The 22,778-nt window shown below is 47.4% G+C and carries 20 protein-coding genes and 1 other annotated feature; all 20 genes read left to right on the forward strand.

Annotated elements, in window-relative coordinates:
• Window positions 1-63 precede the first annotated feature (63 nt).
• The 20 genes from MHB72_RS09180 to pyrP all read left to right on the forward strand — a co-directional run bounded on the left by MHB72_RS09180 (window position 64) and on the right by pyrP (window position 22,678).
• Complete coding sequence (locus MHB72_RS09180) at window positions 64-1,572, forward strand: S8 family serine peptidase (RefSeq protein ID WP_020451310.1); 1,509 nt, start codon at window positions 64-66, stop codon at window positions 1,570-1,572.
• A 192-nt stretch (window positions 1,573-1,764) separates the two neighbouring features.
• Window positions 1,765-6,063, forward strand: coding sequence for a S8 family peptidase (locus MHB72_RS09185; RefSeq protein ID WP_216920528.1), 4,299 nt, complete (start codon window positions 1,765-1,767; stop codon window positions 6,061-6,063).
• Between the two features lie 184 nt (window positions 6,064-6,247).
• The gene (spoIIGA, locus tag MHB72_RS09190) at window positions 6,248-7,177 is read left to right on the forward strand and encodes a sigma-E processing peptidase SpoIIGA (protein ID WP_020451312.1); all 930 of its coding nucleotides are present in this window, start codon (window positions 6,248-6,250) and stop codon (window positions 7,175-7,177) included.
• A gap of 59 nt (window positions 7,178-7,236) precedes the next feature.
• Window positions 7,237-7,956, forward strand: coding sequence for an RNA polymerase sporulation sigma factor SigE (sigE, locus tag MHB72_RS09195; protein WP_003181573.1), 720 nt, complete (start codon window positions 7,237-7,239; stop codon window positions 7,954-7,956).
• Window positions 7,957-8,095: 139 nt separating this feature from the next.
• Window positions 8,096-8,875, forward strand: a complete 780-nt coding sequence (sigG, locus tag MHB72_RS09200; protein WP_003181576.1) for an RNA polymerase sporulation sigma factor SigG — start codon at window positions 8,096-8,098, stop codon at window positions 8,873-8,875.
• A 133-nt stretch (window positions 8,876-9,008) separates the two neighbouring features.
• Window positions 9,009-9,806 carry an ABC transporter ATP-binding protein gene (locus MHB72_RS09205; RefSeq protein WP_020451313.1) on the forward strand — a complete coding sequence of 266 codons (798 nt, stop codon included), beginning with the start codon at window positions 9,009-9,011 and terminating at the stop codon, window positions 9,804-9,806.
• Between the two features lie 264 nt (window positions 9,807-10,070).
• Complete coding sequence (locus tag MHB72_RS09210) at window positions 10,071-10,958, forward strand: putative RNA methyltransferase (RefSeq protein ID WP_216920530.1); 888 nt, start codon at window positions 10,071-10,073, stop codon at window positions 10,956-10,958.
• Between the two features lie 84 nt (window positions 10,959-11,042).
• Window positions 11,043-11,276, forward strand: a complete 234-nt coding sequence (locus MHB72_RS09215; RefSeq protein WP_011197962.1) for a YlmC/YmxH family sporulation protein — start codon at window positions 11,043-11,045, stop codon at window positions 11,274-11,276.
• A 222-nt stretch (window positions 11,277-11,498) separates the two neighbouring features.
• Window positions 11,499-12,338 carry a peptidoglycan editing factor PgeF gene (gene pgeF / locus MHB72_RS09220; RefSeq protein WP_254122125.1) on the forward strand — a complete coding sequence of 280 codons (840 nt, stop codon included), beginning with the start codon at window positions 11,499-11,501 and terminating at the stop codon, window positions 12,336-12,338.
• 7 nt (window positions 12,339-12,345) lie between these two features.
• Window positions 12,346-13,041, forward strand: a complete 696-nt coding sequence (locus MHB72_RS09225) for a YggS family pyridoxal phosphate-dependent enzyme (RefSeq protein ID WP_020451316.1) — start codon at window positions 12,346-12,348, stop codon at window positions 13,039-13,041.
• Window positions 13,038-13,490 carry a cell division protein SepF gene (gene sepF / locus MHB72_RS09230; protein WP_003181594.1) on the forward strand — a complete coding sequence of 151 codons (453 nt, stop codon included), beginning with the start codon at window positions 13,038-13,040 and terminating at the stop codon, window positions 13,488-13,490. The genes MHB72_RS09225 and sepF overlap by 4 nt, the downstream gene beginning before the upstream one ends.
• 10 nt (window positions 13,491-13,500) lie before the next feature.
• Window positions 13,501-13,767 (forward strand): YggT family protein, encoded by a 267-nt coding sequence (locus tag MHB72_RS09235; RefSeq protein WP_025811370.1) that lies wholly within the window; start codon window positions 13,501-13,503, stop codon window positions 13,765-13,767.
• Between the two features lie 134 nt (window positions 13,768-13,901).
• Entirely contained in the window at window positions 13,902-14,678 is a 777-nt protein-coding gene (locus tag MHB72_RS09240; RefSeq protein WP_023857245.1) for a YlmH family RNA-binding protein, read from the forward strand.
• 96 nt (window positions 14,679-14,774) lie between these two features.
• On the forward strand, window positions 14,775-15,269 hold the full coding sequence (locus MHB72_RS09245) for a DivIVA domain-containing protein (RefSeq protein WP_020451319.1): 495 nt from the start codon (window positions 14,775-14,777) through the stop codon (window positions 15,267-15,269).
• A 62-nt stretch (window positions 15,270-15,331) separates the two neighbouring features.
• Window positions 15,332-15,561, forward strand: a binding site (T-box leader).
• A gap of 51 nt (window positions 15,562-15,612) precedes the next feature.
• Complete coding sequence (gene ileS / locus MHB72_RS09250; RefSeq protein WP_216920542.1) at window positions 15,613-18,381, forward strand: isoleucine--tRNA ligase; 2,769 nt, start codon at window positions 15,613-15,615, stop codon at window positions 18,379-18,381.
• A 208-nt stretch (window positions 18,382-18,589) separates the two neighbouring features.
• Window positions 18,590-18,955, forward strand: a complete 366-nt coding sequence (locus MHB72_RS09255; protein WP_023857244.1) for a TraR/DksA family transcriptional regulator — start codon at window positions 18,590-18,592, stop codon at window positions 18,953-18,955.
• 44 nt (window positions 18,956-18,999) lie between these two features.
• On the forward strand, window positions 19,000-19,539 hold the full coding sequence (gene lspA / locus MHB72_RS09260; RefSeq protein ID WP_223254792.1) for a signal peptidase II: 540 nt from the start codon (window positions 19,000-19,002) through the stop codon (window positions 19,537-19,539).
• A 1-nt stretch (window position 19,540) separates the two neighbouring features.
• Window positions 19,541-20,455: an RluA family pseudouridine synthase gene (locus MHB72_RS09265; protein WP_023857242.1), complete on the forward strand. Its 915-nt coding sequence runs from the start codon at window positions 19,541-19,543 to the stop codon at window positions 20,453-20,455.
• 176 nt (window positions 20,456-20,631) lie between these two features.
• Complete coding sequence (gene pyrR, locus MHB72_RS09270) at window positions 20,632-21,180, forward strand: bifunctional pyr operon transcriptional regulator/uracil phosphoribosyltransferase PyrR (protein WP_020451324.1); 549 nt, start codon at window positions 20,632-20,634, stop codon at window positions 21,178-21,180.
• 193 nt (window positions 21,181-21,373) lie between these two features.
• Window positions 21,374-22,678, forward strand: coding sequence for a uracil permease PyrP (gene pyrP, locus MHB72_RS09275; protein ID WP_216920544.1), 1,305 nt, complete (start codon window positions 21,374-21,376; stop codon window positions 22,676-22,678).
• Window positions 22,679-22,778 lie beyond the last annotated feature (100 nt).

Here is a 22,778-nt window from a genome sequence, read left to right on the forward strand (position 1 = left end):
TGTTTCTAGACAAAGAAACGCAAGAAACGACTATATTTGCTATTGCTTAAAGGAGGATGTCATGTGAAGAAAAAGCCATTATTCAGCACATTCATGTGCGCTGCACTCATCGGTTCACTTCTCGCTCCGGCCGCTGTGCAGGCTGAAACAGGCACGACAGCGAAGGCCAAGGAACAAAACAAAATATCAAGCGCTCTTTACAAACGTTTTGAGAAAGAAGATAAAGTGACTTTTTTAATCAAAATGAAAAACCAGGCGAATCTTCAGCAAGCGGCGACAGCGGCTGAAAACCGGGCGAAAGCAAGCGTGATGACCGTGAAAAAAGTAAAAGAAATCAAACGTTCAGCCGTGCTGACGTCCCTGCGTACAAAAGCTGAGAGAACGCAAAAAGACTTAAAATCGTTTTTAGAAAAAGAAGAGAAAAAAGGAACAGCAAAGCAAGTGGAATCTTTTTATATTGTAAATGGCATTGCCGTGACAGCGACAAAGGATGTTATGGAAAAAGCGGCTTCATTTCCGGAGGTTGAAAAAGTGCTGCCAAATCAAAAAATTAAGCTTGGCAACACTGAAAAACCCACGGTAGAATCGAAAACGTCCGCAGATCGTTCCCCCGCTTCCAACATTCAGCAGGTTCATGCGCCTGATGTCTGGAAAAAGCGCTATAAAGGCAAAGGAGCCGTTGTCGCTTCGATTGACACCGGCGTTGAGTGGGATCACCCGGCGTTGAAGACAAAGTACAGGGGCTACAACCCTTCTAAACCGAACAGTCCAGACAATGAGTTCAACTGGTTTGATGCGACAAGCAATAAGAAAACGCCATATGACGACTTGGGCCACGGCACACATGTGACAGGCACGATGGTCGGCTCAGAAGCCGGCGGCAAAAACCAGATCGGTGTCGCACCGACTGCGAAATGGATCGCTGTCAAAGCCTTTTCAGAGGACGGCGGAGACGAAAAATCCCTTTTGGCTGCAGGAGAATGGATTTTGGCTCCGAAAGATGCGAAAGGAAAAGGGCACCCCGAAAAGGCTCCCGATGTCGTCAACAATTCTTGGGCGGGTGAACGCGGACTCAATGAATGGTATTTGGATATTGTCAAAGCTTGGCGGTCAGCTGATATCTTTCCTGCATTCGCAGCAGGTAATGTCAGCGAATTGGAACCGGGCGGACCGGGTTCAGTTGAGAATCCGTCCAACTATCCGCAATCTTTCGCGATAGGCGCAGTTGACAGCGCAAACGCGTTAGCCGATTTTTCATTGCAAGGACCTTCGCCATATGACGAAATCAAGCCCGATATTTCGGCACCGGGCGTCAGCATCCGCTCTGCTTATCCGGGACACAAGTATGCTGCGATGAGCGGAACATCGATGGCGACCCCGCATGTATCAGGGATCGTCGCTTTAATGAGGGAAGCCAATCCGGACCTCACAGTCGATGAAATCGAGCGCATCCTGCTGAATACGGCGACGCCTCTGACTGACAAAACGTTTAAAAAATCGCCGAACAACGGCTACGGATACGGCTTGGTCAACGCTTTAAAAGCTTTTGACGCGGCTAAAAAAACAAAATGATAAAAAAGGACAAAACCGCTTTAACGGTTTTGTCCTTTTTTTATCTAATTTTAAACATGACCTTGACAAATACCGACAAAAAAATTAACCAGTTTTTACTATATTTAAGTTACATCAAGGTCAGACAAGGCATCCACAAGGAGAGGAGGACGGACAAGTCCAGCCAATTTCATCAAAAAGGGGGATGTTCATTTGAAAAGAAAGCTGAGAAAAAAGGCGTTTTCAACCATTTTAAGCGGTTTGTTAATCGGCTCGCTGTTCATGCCCGCTGTTTCAGATGCCGCGACAAAGCCTGCGCTCACTTCGATGAAAGAACAAGCAGCTGCAGGGAAGGGAAAAATTTCGAAATCTCTTGTCAAACAGTTCAAAAAAGAAGATCAAGTCACATTCTTGATCAAACTGAAAGATCAAGTCGATACTCCAAAGGTGGCCAAGCAGGCGGAAAAGAATGCGAAGAAAAAGTCGCTGAGCGCGGCTAAAACAGAATATCAAAAGCGCTCGGCTGTCGTCTCCGCTTTAAGAGTCAAAGCGGATGAGACGCAAAGCGATTTGAAACGTTATTTGAAAAAGCAGGAAAAACAAGGGAAAGTAAAAAAAATCCGCTCCTATTATATTGTCAACGGGATGGCCGTCCATGCGACGAAAGAGGTCATGGAACAAGTAGCGGCTTTTCCGGAAGTAGAGAAAGTGCTCCCGAACGAAAAAAGGCAGCTGATCAAGCCGGCTAAACAGTCTGTGAAAAAATCGGCAGCTAAGGATGAAAAAGAAATCGAATGGAATATCAATCGAGTCGACGCGCCAAAAGCCTGGAAATTGGGATATGACGGAACGGGCACGGTTGTCGCGTCAATTGATACGGGCGTGCAATGGGATCATCCGGCATTGAAAGAAAAATACCGCGGATATGACCCGCAGCATCCCGATCAGCCTGATCACGAATTCAGCTGGTATGATGCGGTTTCTGGCGCTTCTGAACCTTTTGACGACCTGGAGCACGGCACGCATGTAACCGGGACGATGGTCGGATCAGAGCCTGACGGTCAAAACCAAATCGGTGTGGCGCCGGGTGCAAAGTGGATTGCCGTGAAAGCTTTTTCGGATGACGGCGGAACGGACGAAGACCTTCTTGCAGCGGGTGAATGGATTTTGGCGCCGAAAGATAAAGATGGCAACCCGCACCCTGAAATGGCTCCGGATGTTGTCAATAACTCGTGGTCAGGGGGAGCCGGGATTGATGAGTTTTACAGGGATATCGTAAAAGCGTGGCGAGCTGCCGGCATCTTCCCTGAGTTCTCTGCGGGGAACGCTGATTTCACCAATCCGGGAGGACCTGCTTCGATTGCCAATCCGGCAAACTACCCCGAAGCGTTCGCGACCGGTGCGACAGACATCGATAATCGCTTAGCCGATTTTTCACTTCAAGGTCCTTCCCCGTATGATGAGACCAAGCCTGAAGTAACAGCTCCTGGGGTCAACATTCGCTCTTCTGTCCCTGGAAGCGGCTATCAAGACGGCTGGGACGGCACTTCAATGGCAGGACCGCATGTCGCAGCCGCGGCCGCACTTATCAAGCAGGCCGATTCGTCGATCACCGTTGATGGGATCGAAAAGATTTTGATGGAAACCGCAACACCGCTCACAGACAGCAAATTTACCGAATCGCCGAACAACGGATACGGCCACGGGCTCGTGAACGTGTTTGACGCGGTGTCCGCCGTCACAGAAGGGTTGGGCAAAGCGGAAGGGCAAGTCGGAAAAGAAGGCGAAGACAAAAATCCGCCGGTCTTAAACCATCAAGAGATCAAGGAAATTTACTCAGGCTCAGAAACGCCTCTTTCAGTTGATGTGGAAGACGATGTCAGCATCATATCGGTCAAATTAAGCTATAAAACCGATGATTCCGATTGGGTGACGATCGCTGCCAAACAAACTTCCGGCGACTATAAAAAAGGAACGTACGAGGCGGCCGTATCCGTTTCTGAAGGGAAAACGCTTTCCTACAAATGGATTGTCACCGATTTCGGAGGAAACAAAACGGAATCCAAAGTGTACGAAATCCCGATTTCTCCGGCTGTGACCACAGGGTATAAACAAGATTTCGAGAATGCTGCCAACGGCTGGATCACATCAGGTGTGAAGAATTCATGGGAGCGCGGTATTCCTCAGTCAGGCCCGAATGCCGCAGCATCGGGAAAAAACGTATTCGCAACAAATCTGACAGGGCCGTATCAAAGTTCGGCCAATATGAATCTTCTTATGCCTCCTGTCAGCGTTCCAAAAAATCAAAAACTTTATCTCACATACAAATATTGGCACGATATTGAAGAGGACTTCGATTACGGTTTCGTTTACGTACAGCCTGAAGGGAAAGATGAATGGATCCCGGCTGCTGAGTACAGCGGCAGGACGTCAGAATGGAAAGACGGACAGATCGATTTGTCGGAATACGGGGGACAGACGATTAAGATCATGTTCAACCTACAATCTGACGACAGCATTGAAGGTGACGGGCTTTATATCGATGATGTAGCGCTTGTGAAGGAAGTGAAGAGCGCAGGCACGAAAAAACGACTGGGCGTTGAAAAACAGCCGGCTAAAATGAAGGATAAGAAAACGAAGAAACAAACGATTGATCCGAAAAAAGCAAAACCGGCAGAAACCGTTCAAGAACATTCTGAGACGAAAAAAGCAGCTCCTGCAGTTCTTCCGGTGCGGGCTCAGGTCAGCGTGCTGGAGACGGGCAAATCGACATATTCCAACCAAGCAACAGGCGCATACAGTTTGGCTCATGCACCTGGAACGTATACGCTGAAAGCGGAAGCGTACGGATATGAATCAAATGCGCAAACCGTAAAAATCGAGGCCGACAAGATGACGACGGCAGACTTTGTCTTAAAGGAACTGAAGAAAGGGACGCTCACCGGAACGATAAAAAACAAAAAAACGGGCGAACCCGTCCGACATGCAAAGCTGTATATCGTTGAAGATGCATCCGTAAAACCGGTTCAGACGGACGGCGACGGAAGTTATTCATTAACGGCCTATGAAGGCTCGTATACGGTAAAGGTCTCTGCAAACGGATATTACAGCAGCGAGTTTTCCGTTGATTTAAAAGGAGATGTCTCGAAAGATATCGAGCTCGATCCTTTCATCGGCTATCCTGGGGAAATCGGCTATGATGACGGAACCGGGGAAAACGCCTGGGCTTTCTATGAATCCGGCAACGGGCTGGCCGTTAAAATGACGCTCGAAAACGGGCAGGAAAAAGCTATGCTGAAAGGCGGCTTGTTCAAATTCTGGGATACAGAATTCCCGGATCCGGGCGGAACTGATTTTGCAGTCGAGGTCTACGATGCGTCGGGTGAAAAAGGCTCTCCGGGCAAAAAACTCGCCGGCCCGTTCAAAGCTGAAGCGCTCCGCACAGGTGAATGGACGACCATTGATTTGGGCGATGAAGGCATCCTCGTCGGAAAAGACTTTTACCTCGTGTACGTCCAGACAGAGGACCTGGCCAACTCACCTGGACTTGCTACAGATGAAGACGGGGAATATTCAGGCCGCAACTGGCAGTATACGGACGGCTCATGGTCGAAAGCGCCATCAGACCAAGGCAACTTCATGATCCGCGCTTTGGTCGACTATGAATTGGCGATGCCTGTGATTACGTCGCCTAAAGACGGATTCATTACCAACAAAAAGAATGCTGTCATCGAAGGGACATCGTCTCCGAACACGACCGTTCAGCTCTTTAACGGAGATGAAGAAGCCGGAACGGCGAAAACGGCGGGAGACGGCACTTTCTCAAAAGAGATTCCGCTGAATAAAGGTGAAAATGTGATCACCGCCAAATCGTCATCGGCTTCCGGAACGACGGATGCTTCAGACCCGGTCCGGATCGTCCTTGACCAGAAAAAGCCGAAGCTTACAATTGACACGCCGAAAAGCGGATCAAAACTCAATAAAGAGACTGTCACTGTGAAAGGAACAGTATCAGACGACCACTTAGAATCTGTTCATGTAAACGGCAAAAAAGCGGCTGTTGACAATGGCGAGTATTCTGCAAGGATTATGCTTGACAACGGCCAAAATGAAATCAAAGTAACGGCAGCGGATGCGGCAGGCAACAAAACGACCAAAAAAGTCACGGTGGATGTCAACTTTGAAGCGCCGCAAATCACCGGCTTGAAACCGGCTGAAGACCTCGAACTCAAAACGGGAGAAACCGTGAAAATCGAGTTTGAAAGCGCCGCTGATTTGGATGCTGTCTTTGTGATCAGAATGCCACTTACCAATTTCAAAACGGCTGCCCAAAACGTAACAGAGCTGCCGATCAGAGAAGTCTCAAAAGGCAAGTATGAAGGATATTGGACCGCGACTTCAACCGCAAAAGCAAAAGGAGCGGAAATCGAGGTCATCGTCCGGGATGATTACGGCAATGAAACGAGACAAACGGCAAAAGGCAAACTGTACATCAATGAAAAGCTGAAATAAAGGTGAAAAGACGCTGTCTTTAATGGCAGCGTTTTTTTTCGTTTTATGATCGACAAATTCAGTACGAAAACTTCAAAAAATGTACGATTTGCGCAACATTAATTGACAGACTTTACCTTTGGGCTTGATTTATACTTAGGAAAACAAACAATATGGTCACCGAGTCCAAAGAAAGGGGAAGGATGTGGAAATCTATTTAGATGCGATATGGCTGTTAAACTTTTGTTTTGACTTGCTGCTTTTAATGATGACCGCATTTATTTTAAAGCGAAGGGTTAAAAAGCGGAGGCTGATCTTAGGGGCGTTTGTCGCGTCAAGCATCGTTCTGTTTATGTTTACACCTTTTTCGCCGTACGTCCTTCATCCTGCAGGCAAACTGTCGTTTTCGGTTGTGATCGTTCTTTTGACATTTGGTTTTAAGCGGTTCCGGTTTTTTTTGCAAAATTTGTTTTCTTTTTATTTTGCTACTTTTTTAATGGGAGGAGGGATTATTGGAGCGCATTCTTTACTTGAAACGGATTCGATCATGGAAAACGGCGTCTTTATGACGAATTGGTCCGGTTTTGGAGACCCGGTCAGCTGGCTGTTTGTCGGTGCAGGTTTTCCGGCTGTATGGCTGTTTTCAAAAAAGCGTTTTGAAGATGCTGAAGCGAAGAAAATTCAATATGAAGAACGCGTCCGCCTAGAGACCGGCATTGATGAACATACGCTTCATTTCACCGGATTGATTGACTCCGGAAACCAACTCTACGACCCGATCACAAAAACGCCCGTCATGATCGTCAATATTGAAAAATTGAAAAGTGTATTGGGAGAAGAAGCGAGTGTGATCATCAAGGAAATGAGCCCGCTTGATGCCGTCGGCAAACTTGATGAAACACTCCCGTATATCGGGCGGATCCGCCTGATTCCCTACCGCGGGGTCGGCCACCAGCATCAGTTTCTGCTCTGCCTAAAGCCGGATCATGTGCTCATTTTTTCGGAAAGGGAGGTGATTGAAGCGCCGAAATGCCTGATTGGCATCAGCACCTCACCGCTTTCCGCGGACGGCGAATTTGACGCCATCGTCCATCCGAAAATGCTCGCCGGAAACCCGGTCAAACACGTTTCTTAAACTCGAAGTCTGTTACATTATCATACTCCTGAAGACGTTTATTTAGAAGGGGGAGGAAGATGAAAAAACTAAAATTAAGGTTAACCTATCTGTGGTACAAACTTTTAATGAAACTGGGGCTGAAAAGCGACGAAATTTATTATATCGGCGGAAGCGAAGCGCTGCCCCCGCCATTGTCAAAAGATGAAGAGCAGGTGCTTCTCCATAAGCTGCCTGACGGTGATCAGGCGGCACGGGCAATTTTGATTGAACGAAATCTCAGGCTGGTCGTCTACATCGCGAGAAAATTTGAAAATACCGGCATCAATATCGAGGATTTAATCTCCATCGGCACGATCGGCCTTATCAAAGCGGTGAATACCTTTAATCCCGAGAAAAAAATCAAACTGGCTACATATGCTTCCAGATGTATTGAAAATGAAATTTTGATGTATTTAAGAAGAAACAATAAAATTCGCTCAGAGGTATCATTCGATGAACCGTTGAACATCGATTGGGACGGAAATGAACTTCTTCTCTCAGATGTGCTCGGAACAGAAAACGATATTATTACAAAAGATATCGAAGCAAACGTTGATAAGAAGCTGCTGAAAAAAGCGCTTGAACAGCTCAATGACAGAGAAAAACAGATCATGGAGCTCCGCTTCGGGCTTGTCGGAGGAGAAGAAAAAACGCAAAAAGACGTTGCCGATATGCTCGGCATCTCCCAGTCATATATTTCCCGGCTTGAAAAAAGAATTATTAAAAGGCTCCGAAAAGAATTCAACAAAATGGTTTAATTTTTTTATGAAATTTGAAGTGTTGACAGCCAAGGGTTTTCGACTTGATCTTCTTATTTTTGGAAATTAACGATGCATATTTTTCCCACCCGAGGAGATACTGAACTTTGTACAGCAGCTCCTGTAGGGAGGGAAAAAAGTGTCGAGAAATAAAGTTGAAATCTGCGGGGTTGATACATCAAAACTGCCCGTACTGAAGAACGAAGAGATGAGAAAGTTGTTCAAGCAAATGCAGGATGAAGGAGACACGACAGCAAGAGAAAAGCTTGTTAACGGTAATTTGCGCCTTGTCTTAAGCGTCATTCAAAGGTTTAACAACAGAGGAGAGTATGTTGATGACTTATTCCAAGTCGGCTGCATCGGACTAATGAAATCAATTGATAATTTTGATCTGAGCCACAATGTTAAGTTTTCAACATATGCTGTACCAATGATCATCGGAGAAATCCGCAGATATTTGCGCGATAACAACCCGATCCGCGTCTCACGGTCACTCAGGGATATCGCGTACAAGGCGCTGCAAGTGAGAGAACGGCTGATCAGTGAGACAAGCAGGGAGCCGACGGCTCAGGAGATCGCGAAAGAGCTTGAAGTGTCCCATGAAGAAATCGTTTTTGCGCTTGACGCTATTCAAGATCCGGTATCTTTGTTTGAGCCGATTTACAATGACGGAGGAGATCCGATTTATGTCATGGATCAAATCAGCGATGAGCGCAACAAGGATTCGCAATGGATCGAAGAGCTCGCCTTAAAAGAAGGTATGAGACGGCTGAATGAACGGGAAAAAATGATCCTCAGAAAACGCTTCTTCCAAGGCAAGACGCAAATGGAAGTCGCTGATGAGATCGGAATCTCCCAAGCCCAGGTCTCAAGGCTGGAAAAAGCCGCCATTAAACAAATGAATAAGAACATTCACTAAAGCCGCAGTCAATCTGCGGCTTTTCACATGCTAAAAATGGAAAATCTCTCATTCACTTTGTTATATAAATAAGCTATAATAAAAGAATTATATTTTAATTTATCAGAATATTTACATAAAAGGAGGACTTCAAATGGTTTTGCAGCTTGAGAATGCTTCATTAAAACGAAATGGAGAGTGGATATTAAAGGATATTGATTGGACGGTGGAAAAGGGGGAGCACTGGGCGCTATACGGATTGAACGGAGCAGGCAAAACCGCTCTGTTGAACATGCTGTGCGCTTATTATTTTCCGACAACAGGAAAAGTCACCGTGTTAGGGCGCGAATTTGGAAAAACGGAGCTGAACGAAAAGCTTCGCCAAAAAATCGGCCTTGTGTCAGCGGCCCTGCAGCAGAAGCTGTATCCTGAAGACAGTGCATTTGAAATTGTCTTAAGCGGCGCTTTCGCTTCGATCGGCCTTTATGAATCGCCTTCACAGTCTGTCAGGGAGAAAGCGATCGCCCTCCTGGAGGAATTCGGCTCCATCCGTTATGCGGACAGGAGATATGAAACGCTCTCTCAGGGAGAAAAACAAAAGGTGCTGATCTCAAGGGCCTTGATGGCCGATCCAGAGCTGCTCATTCTCGACGAGCCTGTAACCGGTCTTGATTTCATCGCGAGGGAGCAGGTGCTGGAGACGGTTGAACAAATTGCCAAAAAAGACAGTGCACCGTCCATGCTTTATGTTACTCACCATGCGGAAGAAATTCTCCCCGCTTTCAGCCAAACGCTGCTGTTGAAAAAAGGTGAAGTGTTTGCCTTGGGGAAGACAAGAGAGATGATGTCCGGCGAGGTTTTGTCCGAATTTTTCGATATGCCCGTCCAGGCGGTATGGACGGACGGCAGACCGTATTTGTCCAAGAAAAAGCCTCTAAACCTCAGCATTTAAAACGGCTGGTTCTTTGGCAGCCTCCTTGTTTGGAGGCTCTTTTTCAGCTTTCATCCTCTTAAAAAAGCTGGTAAGATAATAGAGAACGTCATGTTAAAGAGGGGTTCATCATTATGATCATTCAATTCATTCGCTACAGATAATGAAAGGTATAGACAAACGCTTAAACCATCCACACCTTCGTCTTTAAAAAATGCCGAAGGTGCGGGTTTATTTGTCTATGCCTTTTTCATTGATCTAAATGTGAATGAATGAGGTGTAACAATGATGAATAAAAAATTAAAAAGAGCATCGCTCATGAAAAGGCATGAAACGATGTTTCAGTGCCCGATATGCGCAACGAATATGGCGGTCACCGATTTAAAAAGCCTGATCTGTAAAAACGGACATACGTTTGATATCGCAAGAGGGGGATATGTCAATGTCACAACGCATGCTCCTTCTGTTAAATATGATAAAGAATTATTTGAAGCGAGAAGAATGTTAGCCGCCCGCGGCTTTTTTGAACCGCTTAGCGGCGCTTTGACAGACCGTCTCGAACAAGCAGGCCTCCCGTTTTGCAACTTTGTCAGCATCCTCGATGCCGGCTGCGGGGAAGGTTCGCATTTGGCGCGGATCGTTGAAAAGCTTCAAATGCGTTCCGGATCGCCTGTCCTTGGCGTCGGGCTTGATTTGGCGAAAGCCGGGATTGTGTCTGCGACTAAGCAAGAAAGAGAGGCGATCTGGTGTGTCGCCGATCTGGCTGCCGCGCCGTTTCGGAATCGTTCATTCGACGCGATCCTCAATATATTGTCGCCTTCTAATTACGCGGAATTCGAGCGGCTGTTATCTGATGACGGCATCGTCTTGAAAGTGATTCCGAAAAGCGGCTATCTGAAAGAACTGCGGGGGTTTTTGTATGACTGCTTGGACAAACAAGCCTATACGAGCGAGGATACGGCTGAGCGGTTCTCGTCTCATTTCGATCTGATCGACAGAACGGAGATCGCCTACAGCAAACGTTTAGACCAAAGCCTTCTCGCGCCGCTTATCAAGATGACGCCATTATCATGGCGCGCAGAAAAGGAGCGGATCAAAGCCTTTTTAAAGAAAGAATCCGCTGTTACGACCGTCCATCTCGACATTTTAGCCGGCAGGAAAAAAACGAAATAAACCACTGAAAAGGCAGTCTAAATAAAGGACTGCCTTTCATATAATCTTAAAAGGACATTTGATCAGAGGAGGCGTGCGGTGGACATGATGAACATTTCTGATTTCCAGATAAAAGATGTCGTTAACGTATCAAACGGGAAAAAGCTCGGCAGCATCGGCGATATCGATATTAATGTAACGACAGGCAAAATACAGGCGATTGTCATCGGAGGAACGGGGAAAGTTTTCGGATTTTTCGGAAAAGAAGAGGAAATCGTCATTCCGTGGCGAAATATTGTTAAAATTGGAGAAGATGTGATTCTTGTGCGTTTAAGCTGATCAAGCATATGAGATGATGCCTGATCAATCGGCGGGCCCTTATCCGCCTGCTTTTTCAACATTATTGTATACGGTGAGACCGTCTGCAAAAACGGCGATAAATGTTGCAAACAATACATTTCGTTTAGTTTTTTGAAACGAAACTAAACGAATGCATCAAGATGTGTTAAAATAGGAGCGATATGATGAAAGACTACGATGTTTGTCGAAAGGCTGATCACCATGAATACATATAACCCCTTTCGTCTTGATGCTCCGTCAATGCTTTTGATTGAGGAATGGAATCAGACGGCGGAAACCGGCGGAGCCGTCACAGCCGGATTTACGACAAAAAACGGCGGAGAAAGCGAACCGCCTTTTCACTCACTGAATACAGGGCTGCACGTTCAGGATCATGAACAGCATGTCATCAATAACAGAAAACAGATTGCCGACATCTTAAAAACCGATCTGCACGACTGGGTATTTGCCGATCAGACGCATGAAGACCGGATTCAAAAAGTGACGGATAGCGATCGCGCCAGCGGCGCTTTCCGATACGATACGGCGCTGAAGGCTACGGACGGACTTTATACAGACAGGCCAAACCTGTTTTTGGCGCTTTGCTTTGCCGACTGCGTTCCCGTTTATTTTTACGATCCGGTCCGCTCGCTGGCCGGAATCGCTCACGCGGGCTGGAAAGGCACCGCGCACGGAATCGCAGCCAGCATGGTTGACACGTGGGTCAGCCGGGAAGGATCAAATCCCGCAGACATCCACGCCGTGATCGGGCCTGCGATCGGCTCGTGCTGCTACACTGTCGACGATCATGTAATAGACAAAATCAGGAATCTTCCTCTTCAGCAAGAAGACAAAGCCTTTTTGACGATAAAAGAAGCGGAGTACCGTCTCGAATTAAAAGAAGTGAACAGGCAGCTGCTTGTACACGCCGGAATTCCAAACGGCCAGATCAAGGTGAGTTCCCTTTGTACGAGCTGCGAGCATTCACTGTTTTTCTCCCATCGGAGAGACCGGGGAAAAACCGGACGGATGATGTCCTTCATCGGATTAAAGGAGGTATAGCTTACAGGTGGATGTGAAAAGCAATTTACGACATATAAATGACAGGATCAACGAAGCGTGTATCAAAGCGGGAAGAACGCCCGACGAAATATCCGTCATCGCTGTCACGAAATATGTTTCCCCGGAACGGGCGCAGGCAGCGCTTGATGCAGGAATCAGACATTTGGGAGAAAACCGCGATACCGGACTGCTTCACAAGCTCGACGCTCTGAAAGACAGCGAACCGGTATGGCATTTTATCGGAACCCTGCAGACGAGAAAGGTAAAAGCAATCATCGATCATGTCTCATATATCCATTCTTTAGACAGGCTTTCATTGGCCGACGAGATTCAGAAGAGGGCAAAAAAACCGATTGACTGTTTTGTTCAGGTCAACACATCTCTTGAATCTTCAAAACACGGCATGGCAAAAGAAGAGGTTCTTTCTTTTGTAAAAAAACTGTCTGCATATGAAAACATCCGGATTGCGGGATTAATGACGATGGCTCCTTTTACGGATGACGAGACGGCAATCAGAAGCTGTTTTCGCTTGCTGAGAGAGCTGCGCGACGAGGTTCGCGGGCTCGGTCAATGGAACGCCCCGTGCAGCGAGCTTTCGATGGGGATGTCTAACGACTATACGATCGCAGTCGAGGAAGGCGCGACATTCGTCAGAATCGGATCTTCCTTAGTCGGAAATGAAACTGGAGGTGGACAATCATGAGTTTGAAAAACAAATTTAAAAACTTTTTTTCCTTGGATGATGAGGAATACGAATACGAGTACATTGAAACAGACAGGGAGGAAATCCCTGAAGAGCATGAATCGAAAGACAGAACCGCCTACCAGTCTAAAGCGGCTGGGAAGCAGAATGTCGTAAGTTTGCAAAGCGTTCAGAAATCTTCTAAAGTAGTGTTAAGTGAGCCTCGGGTGTACGCGGAAGCCCAGGAAATCGCAGACCATATCAAAAACCGGCGCGCCGTCGTCGTGAACCTGCAGCGCATTCAGCACGATCAGGCGAAAAGAATCGTTGATTTCTTGAGCGGAACTGTATATGCTCTCGGCGGCGATATTCAGCGGATCGGAGCGGACATCTTTTTATGCACGCCTGAAAACGTCGATGTCTCCGGCACGATTTCCGAGCTCATAGAAGAAGAACATCAGAGGTGGTAAATCGCAGATGATCCTACTTTATCAAATTTTAAGCACGCTTATAACCGTCTATTCGTTTGCGCTCATTATTTACATTTTTATGTCTTGGGTGCCTAATGCAAGGGAGTCTTCATTCGGCCGGGTGCTTGCTTCACTTTGCGAGCCTTATCTCGAACCGTTCAGAAGGATTATTCCTCCGCTCGGGATGATTGATATTTCTCCGCTCGTGGCGATTTTCATCCTGCGGTTCGCAGATGCAGGGCTTCTTGCGGTTTTCAGAATGCTCGGCGCTTTTTAAAGACATTATGCCGATCTCCCGTAAGACTTACCGCAGGCAGCGGCGCCGTGGTTCAGGAGCGTGCCTTCAATCTTTGCGGGCCGAGTATCGGGCTTGGCTGTAGGCCAGGCCTCTTTACATAGAAAGGAAAGACAATGAGCGATATTTACCAGCATTTCAGAAAAGACGAAGAGCCGTTTATCGACCAGGCTCTTGAGTGGAAAAGAATCGTGGCGGAACAGTACCGGATGAAGCTGACCGATTTTTTGGACCCGCGGGAACAGGTGATCCTGCAATCTGTCATCGGTCAGTCGGACGAAGTGAGGCTTGAATTTTTCGGGGGCTTCCCTGAGGCCGAACGAAAGAGGGCTTTACTATTCCCTGAATATGCCGAGCCGTCTGCCGAAGATTTTCAGCTTCAGGGCTGGGAAGTCATCTATCCGCAAAAATTCGCCTCCATCGAGCATCGCGAGCTTCTCGGCTCATTGATGGGCATCGGATTGAGACGCCAAAAGTTCGGCGACCTGATCTTTTCGGACGGGACATGGCAGTTTATCTGTTCGGAAGAAGTCGCTGATTTTGTTTTCACCCAGCTGACACAAATCGGCAAGGTGAAAGTTTCCCTTGAAAAAATTCCGCTTTCTAAGCTTAAAGTACCGGAGCAGGATGTCGAAATAAGGGATGATACGGTTTCATCTTTGAGGCTTGATGCGATATGCTCGGCAATGAGCAGGCAATCCCGGCAAAAAGCACAGGTTCTCGTGAAAAATGGCCTCGTGAAAGTGAACTGGAAAGTCATTGAAGACCCTTCATATGCACTGGCGGAAGGGGATATGGTTTCGATCCGGGGGTTTGGCCGGTTCAGGATGAAAAACATTGACGGCAAAACGAAGAAGGGCAAATGGAGATTGACGTTTGAAAAACAAAAATGACGCGTTTTAACAGTTTTTTCTCCGCCCGGTCGAATTTTGCTTTATAATGTTGACTAGGACAAGTGTACATAAAGAAAAATAATGGAGGTGGGCAGCATGCCTTTGACGCCAAATGACATTCATAATAAAACATTTACAAAAGCGTTCCGCGGCTATGACGAAGATGAAGTGAACGAGTTCCTGGCCCAGGTGAGAAAGGATTATGAGATCATTCTGCGCAAAAAAAATGAGCTTGAATCAAAGGTGAACGAGCTTGACGAGCGTCTCGGCCATTTTTCGACGATCGAAGAGACGTTGAATAAATCGATCCTTGTCGCACAGGAAGCAGCAGAAGACGTAAAGCGCAATTCCGAGAAAGAAGCGAAGCTCATCATTCGTGAAGCTGAGAAAAACGCTGACCGGATCATTAATGAGTCTCTTTCAAAATCGAGAAAGATCGCGATGGAAATCGAAGAGCTGAAAAAGCAGTCAAAAGTGTTCAGAACCCGTTTCCAAATGTTGATCGAAGCGCAGCTTGACCTGTTGAAAAACGACGACTGGGATCATTTGCTTGAATACGAAGTAGACGCCGTCATGGATGAAAAAGAATAGAATTTCATTTGCGTTCTTGACATATCGTCATCCGTTCGCATATAATACGTTCATAAATTGAGTGAAAAACGTTTGAGAGGGACAGACATTGATTTCTGAAAACAATGAAAGCGACCCGGGGGCGGTGTAAGCCCGGGATTGTTGGAATCGTTGTGAATCAGCCCTCAAGTTTCCTTTCTGAACCGTCCAGTAGGAAAGGACGTCCCATCACGTTACGATGTTTGAGCGGATAAGCCGAATCGGCTTGTCTAAAAGGGTGGTACCGCGAGATCAAAGCCTTCTCGTCCCTTATGGGATGAAAAGGCTTTTTTTGTTTTAGAAAAGATGTTTTGGAGGAATGGTAATGGATTATAAAGATACGCTCTTAATGCCGAAAACAGATTTTCCGATGAGAGGAAACCTGCCGAACCGTGAACCTGAAATCCAGGGAAAATGGGAAGATATGGACATTTACAGCCTCGTTCAGAAACGAACCGAAGGCCGGCCGATGTTCGTGCTTCATGACGGACCTCCGTATGCGAACGGCGATATTCATATGGGCCATGCGCTCAACAAAGTACTGAAGGACTTCATCGTCCGTTCGAGATCGATGAGCGGCTATCATGCACCGTATGTTCCGGGCTGGGATACACACGGCCTGCCGATTGAAACAGCGCTCACGAAAAACAAAAAAGTGAAGCGCAAAGAAATGACGGTAGCCGAATTCCGCAAGCTTTGCGAAGAATACGCATGGCAGCAAATCGAAGGACAAAAAACGCAATTTAAGCGCCTCGGTGTCAGAGGAGATTGGGAAAACCCATACGTGACCCTTAAGCCGGAGTTTGAAGCGCAGCAAATTAAAGTATTCGGCGAAATGGCGAAAAAAGGCTATATTTACAAAGGGAAGAAGCCGGTTTACTGGTCCCCTTCAAGCGAATCCGCTCTGGCTGAAGCTGAAATCGAATACCATGATAAACGCTCGCCGTCTATCTATGTTGCATTTGATGTAAAAGATGGAAAAGGTGTATTATCAAACGGCGAAAAAATCGTCATTTGGACGACAACGCCGTGGACGATCCCGGCCAATCTCGGCATCGCCGTACACCCTGAATTGGAGTACAGCGTCGTTGCTGCCGGAGGCGCGCGCTATGTGATGGCAAGCGCATTGATTGAAAGCGTGGCAAAAGCGATCGGCTTTGAAGATCATGAAGTCGTTCAAACTGTTAAAGGAAAAGACCTGGAACATATCGTCGCGGTTCATCCTTTATACAGCAGAGATTCTCTTGTTATGCTCGGTGAACACGTAACTACAGATGCCGGTACAGGCTGTGTTCATACTGCTCCGGGACACGGTGAAGACGACTTTATCATCGGTCAGAAATACGGACTTGACGTGCTTTGCCCGGTTGATGAAAAAGGACATATGACGAGCGAAGCCCCTGGTTTTGAAGGACTGTTTTACGATCAGGCCAACAAACCGATTACAGAACAGCTCGAAGAAAAAGGCGCTTTGCTGAAGCTCGATTTCATCACCCACTCCTATCCGCACGACTGGAGAACGAAAAAACCGACCATTTTCCGCGCGACCTCCCAATGGTTCGCTTCTATCAAAGACTTTAGAGACGAGCTTCTTGACGCGGTGAAAGAAACAAAATGGGTGCCTGAATGGGGCGAAACGCGCCTCTACAATATGATCCGCGACCGCGGTGACTGGTGTATCTCAAGACAGCGCGCATGGGGCGTGCCGATTCCGGTATTTTATGCCGAAAATGGGGAGCCGATCATCACGGATGAAACGATCGACCACGTTTCTGAACTATTCAGGGAGCACGGTTCGAACATTTGGTTTGAAAAAGAAGCGAATGAACTGCTTCCGGAAGGCTTTACGCATCCGGGAAGTCCGAACGGCAAGTTCACAAAGGAACAGGACATCATGGATGTCTGGTTTGATTCAGGTTCGTCACATCAGGCCGTACTGGAAGAGCGCGATGATCTTGTAAGACCTGCGGACTTGTATCTGGAAGGATCTGACCAATACCGCGGCTGGTTTAACTCATCGATTTCGACAGCCGTTGCCGTAACGGGTAAAGCACCATATAAAGGCGTGCTGTCACACGGTTTTGCCCTTGATGGAGAAGGCCGCAAGATGAGCAAATCACTCGGCAATGTCGTTGTTCCGGCAAAAATCATGAATCAGTTCGGGGCCGATATTTTAAGACTGTGGGTCGCATCTGTCGACTATCAAGCAGATGTCCGCGTATCTGACGCGATCTTAAAGCAAGTCGCAGAAGTGTACCGGAAGATCCGCAACACGTTCCGTTTTCTTCACGGAAACATTGCTGATTTTGACCCGGCGAAAGATGCAATCGCTGTGGAAGAACTTCGCGAAGTCGATCAGTACATTTTGATCAAGCTGAACAGCCTTATTGAAAAAGTCAAAAAAGCATATGAAGAATATGATTTTGCGGTCATTTACCATGCTGTCCACAACTTCTGCGCGATCGAGCTCAGCTCATTCTATATGGATTTTGCCAAAGACGTCGTTTATATTGAACACGCCGATCATAAAGACCGCCGCAGCATGCAGACCGTTTTTTACGAAACGTTGCTCGGGCTTGTCAAGCTGATCGCACCGATCCTGCCGCATACTGCTGACGAAATGTGGAGCCACTTCACATTCGTATCGGAAAAAAGCGTGCAGCTTACCGATATGCCGGAAACAAGAGACATTCCAAATGCAAAAGAGACGGAAGAGAAGTTCGACAGCTTCATGAAGCTTCGCGGCGATGTTCTTAAAGCGCTTGAAACAGCGCGTAATGAAAAGATCATCGGAAAATCTTCGGTTGCGAGCTTGACGCTGTATCCAAATGAAGAAGCAAAAGCGCTGCTTTCTTCGATCAAGGAAGACGTCAAACAGCTGTTCATCGTGTCAGAGCTTCTCATCGGCGGAACGGAAGCCGAAGCGCCTGAAGGTGCGCAGACGTTTGACACAGGAAAAATCGTCGTTGCTCAGGCAGAAGGCGAAACTTGTGAGCGGTGTCGCATGGTGTCCAAAGAAATCGGCCAGGATGCCGATCATCCGGAGCTTTGCCCTCGCTGTGCCGGAATTGTGAAGACGTATTATCAAAATTAACCACGAAGCGGTTCGGAGTTTTTCCGAACCGCTTTTAATATGCCGCCAAACCTTATCAGGCCTGCCCAGGCGTCCTGTCTGAAAGTCCGGAGAAAGGATGCCATTGCTGACATCGTTTTGTACGTCAGGAAAAATCTTTTGGGCTTGGATACCGGCTTTGTCGGTAACACTAAGGTCACAAACGATAAGAGCAGGAGTTGATGTAGGCGTGAACGATCAGCTGGCGGCAATTCATACCGAACTTCTTCAAATGAAGGAAGAACTGGAAGCAAGGCTTTTTGAATACTCCTTTTTTCAGCAGGATTCTCAAGGCATCAATTCGTATCAGCAGGTAACACTTATGTATCATGTCAAAGAAGAGCTGCAGGACGTGCTTTTGGCCCTTTCAAAAATCGAAAACGGAACATACGGCATTTGCGAAGAAACGAATCAGGCAATTCCGCTGGAAAAAATGGCTATTCTGCCGACGGCGCGCACCGCGAACGATTTTTTATATCATGCCCAGTTTGAAAAAAAGACGCTTCCTATTTGGGCTGAGACGGATGAGACGTTCAACCGGGCGCTCTACTCATAACATTCTGCAAGAGGGGAGGGCTTTTGCCCTCTTGCAGGATGTCAATGAATATTCCTTTACTCCTTTTCTTTTTCTTGTTAAAATGCTTAAATGAAGAGAAACAGAAACTGGAGGAACGGTTTGTGCCTTATTACATAATTGCAGTGCTCATTATCGGTATCGATCAATTTACAAAATGGCTGGTCGTCAGCAAAATGGAGTACGGTGAAAGCATTCCCGTCATCGACGGTTTCTTTCAAATTACGTCGCACAGAAATACAGGCGCAGCATGGGGCATTTTGGCCGGACAGATGTGGTTTTTTTACATCATTACCACGGCGGTTATCATCGGCATTGTTTACTACATTCAAAAACATGCCAAAGGACAAATCCTGCTCGGAACCGCTCTCGGATTGATGCTTGGCGGTGCTGTCGGCAATTTTATCGACCGCGTGTTCAGGCAAGAAGTTGTCGATTTTATACACGTGACGATCGTCAATTATCATTATCCGATTTTCAACATTGCCGATTCATCTTTATGCGTCGGTGTCCTGCTCTTATTTATACAAATGCTGTTAGACGGAAAGAAGAAGAAGGAGCTGTAACATGGAGCATTATGATATGACCGTTCATGAAGAACATAAAGGTGAACGGATTGACAAGTACTTGACCGCAGTTGAAGCGGATTGGTCGCGGACTCAGGTGCAGCAGTGGATTAAAGAAGACCGCGTGCTGGTTAACGGAAATGCGGTCAAAGCCAATTATAAAGTTCAGGATGGGGATGCGGTGTCAGTCCATGTTCCAGAACCGGAACCGCTTGATGTCACGGCTGAACCGATGGATCTTGATATTTATTATGAGGATCAGGACGTTCTTGTCGTCAACAAGCCGCGCGGAATGGTGGTTCATCCGGCTCCCGGCCATCTGACGGGGACGCTTGTCAACGGTTTGATGGCGCATTGTGACGATCTGTCAGGCATCAACGGCGTGATGAGGCCGGGCATCGTCCACCGGATTGATAAGGACACTTCAGGTCTGTTGATGGTTGCCAAAAACGACATGGCGCATGAATCGCTCGTGAATCAGCTTGTCAACAAAACGGTGACGAGAAAATACACCGCGCTTGTCCACGGCGTCATCCCGCATGACCACGGGACGATCGACGCGCCGATCGGCAGGGATAAAAAAGACAGGCAGAGTATGACGGTCACAAGGGAAAATGGAAAGCATGCCGTCACTCATTTTGAAGTGATCGAACGGTTCGACGATTTCACTGTTGTTGAATGCCAGCTTGAAACGGGGCGAACCCATCAAATTCGCGTGCATATGAAATATATCGGTTTTCCTCTGGCGGGAGATCCGAAATACGGCCCGAAAAAGACGGTCGATTTCAATGGCCAGGTGCTGCATGCGGGCGTATTGGGATTTGACCATCCGCGTACCGGAGAATATGTTGAATTTGAGGCGCCTCTGCCTGATGACATGAAAAATCTCCTCGACAAAATTCGAAATAAACGTTGACAGACGTTTTCTTTTTTGAAATAATAAATGCAGTTAAATCAGATTCTTTAACACAGTCCAGAGAGGCTGAGAAGGATACCGGACAAGCGAATCAATGAATTCGTTTCAAGACCCCTCTCTGCCTTTATGCAGAAGGGGTTTTTGTTTTATCCTTTAAAAGATGCGGGGTGCTGGCCATGCAGGAACAAGAAAAGGCTGTTGTGCTTGACGAACAGGCGATCAGAAGGGCGCTGACAAGAATCGCCCACGAAATGATTGAACGAAACAAAGGAATGAACAACTGTATCCTTGTCGGAATCAAAACGAGAGGCATCTATCTGGCCAAACGGCTTGCCGAACGGATTGAGCAAATCGAAGGAAACAAAGTCACCGTAGGAGAGCTCGACATCACCCTTTACAGGGATGATCTCTCCAAAAAAACGTCTAATGAAGAGCCGCTTGTCAAAGGAGCGGACATTCCGGCGGACATCACCGATCAAAAGGTGATCGTCGTCGATGATGTGCTTTACACGGGACGGACAGTCAGAGCGGCCATGGATGCGCTCGTCGATGTCGGGCGGCCTTCATCCATCCAGCTCGCGGTGCTTGTCGACCGCGGCCACAGAGAGCTGCCGATCAGAGCCGACTATATCGGGAAAAACATCCCGACATCGAAAACCGAAAAGGTCATGGTTCAATTGGAAGAAGTTGACGGACGCGACCTTGCGGCGATTTATAAAAAGTGAATGACAATCCTTTTTTAAATGCATTCCAGTGAGTTTGCAAAGAGGGATAGAACGAAAGATGCCGCCTCACCATGCGGCGGATCTTTGTCTGCCTCTTTGCGCAATTTAAGCAAAGAGGCTTTTTTAATGGGCACAATCTTTTCAGGATATAAAGACATCAAAGACAGTGAGTCAACCATCAGGAGGAAAAAATATGAGTCAGAAAAAAGTGAACCTTGGTGTCAGAGAAGTACCAAAACCTTTGAATTGGCTAACTTTCAGCCTGCAGCATCTGTTTGCCATGTTCGGAGCGACGATCCTCGTGCCAAAGCTTGTAGGCTTAAGCCCAGGCGTGGCCCTTATAACGAGCGGGCTAGGAACGCTTGCATATCTCTTGATTACAAAAGGACAGATCCCGGCTTACTTAGGTTCATCCTTTGCATTTATTGCCCCGATTATCGCGGCAAAAGCCGCCGGAGGCCCTGGGGCGGCCATGATCGGCGCATTTATGGCAGGCATCGCCTACGGGCTGATCGCCCTGCTCATCCAGCAGCTGGGAACGGACTGGCTGATGAGGCTCCTGCCGCCTGTTGTCGTCGGTCCGGTCATTATCGTCATCGGACTCGGGCTGGCAAGCACGGCTGTCAATATGGCCATGTATGAAGATTCGGGAGCAAAAGTGCTCGTCTACAGCGCCAAACATTTTGGCGTCGCAGGATTCACACTCGCGCTCACCATAATCTGCGCGATTTTCTTAAGAGGATTTTTCAGCCTGATTCCTGTCTTGATCGGAATTATCGGCGGATACTTGTTCGCCCTGACCCAAGGCATCGTCGACTTCCAGATGGTCCTTGACGCCAAATGGTTTGCTGTTCCAGATTTCGTCATTCCGTTTGTCGACTATACGCCGAGCGCGGCGGCTGTCGGAATCGGAATCGCCATGGTGCCCGTTGCTTTCGTGACAATGTCAGAACATATCGGCCACCAAATGGTATTAAGCAAAGTCGTCGGTCAGGATTTCATTAAGAAGCCCGGGCTTCACCGCTCGATTTTCGGCGACAGTGTCGCAACGATGCTGGCATCATGCATCGGCGGACCGCCGACAACGACCTACGGAGAAAACATCGGCGTACTCGCCATCACAAGAGTATTCAGCGTATTTGTCATCGGCGGAGCGGCTGTTATTGCACTGTGCTTCGGGTTTATCGGCAAAATTTCGGCCCTGATCAGCTCTGTCCCTTCTGCAGTCATGGGAGGCGTTTCCTTCCTGCTGTTCGGTATCATCGCATCAAGCGGACTGCGCATGCTGATTGATAACAAAATTGACTTGGAAAATAAGCGAAACCTGATCATCTCATCCGTCATTCTCGTCATCGGAGTGGGCGGCGCATTTATCAAAATCTCAGGGTTCGAGCTGTCAAGCATGGCGCTTGCAGCGATCGTCGGAGTGATTTTAAACCTTGTCCTGCCTGAATCAAAGGGAGATCAGGACGGGATTGAAATAGAAGAGCATATTTAAAAACCTTTTAAATGAAGTCCAGAGAGGCTTGAAAGGGTTACGGAGAGAGAAGTGCAAAAAAGCGCATTCTCTGGTTCACTGTACCCCAAGCCGTTGTGGC

The sequence above is a fragment of the Bacillus sp. FSL K6-1284 genome (assembly GCF_038002625.1).
Taxonomy (GTDB): domain Bacteria; phylum Bacillota; class Bacilli; order Bacillales; family Bacillaceae; genus Bacillus; species Bacillus paralicheniformis.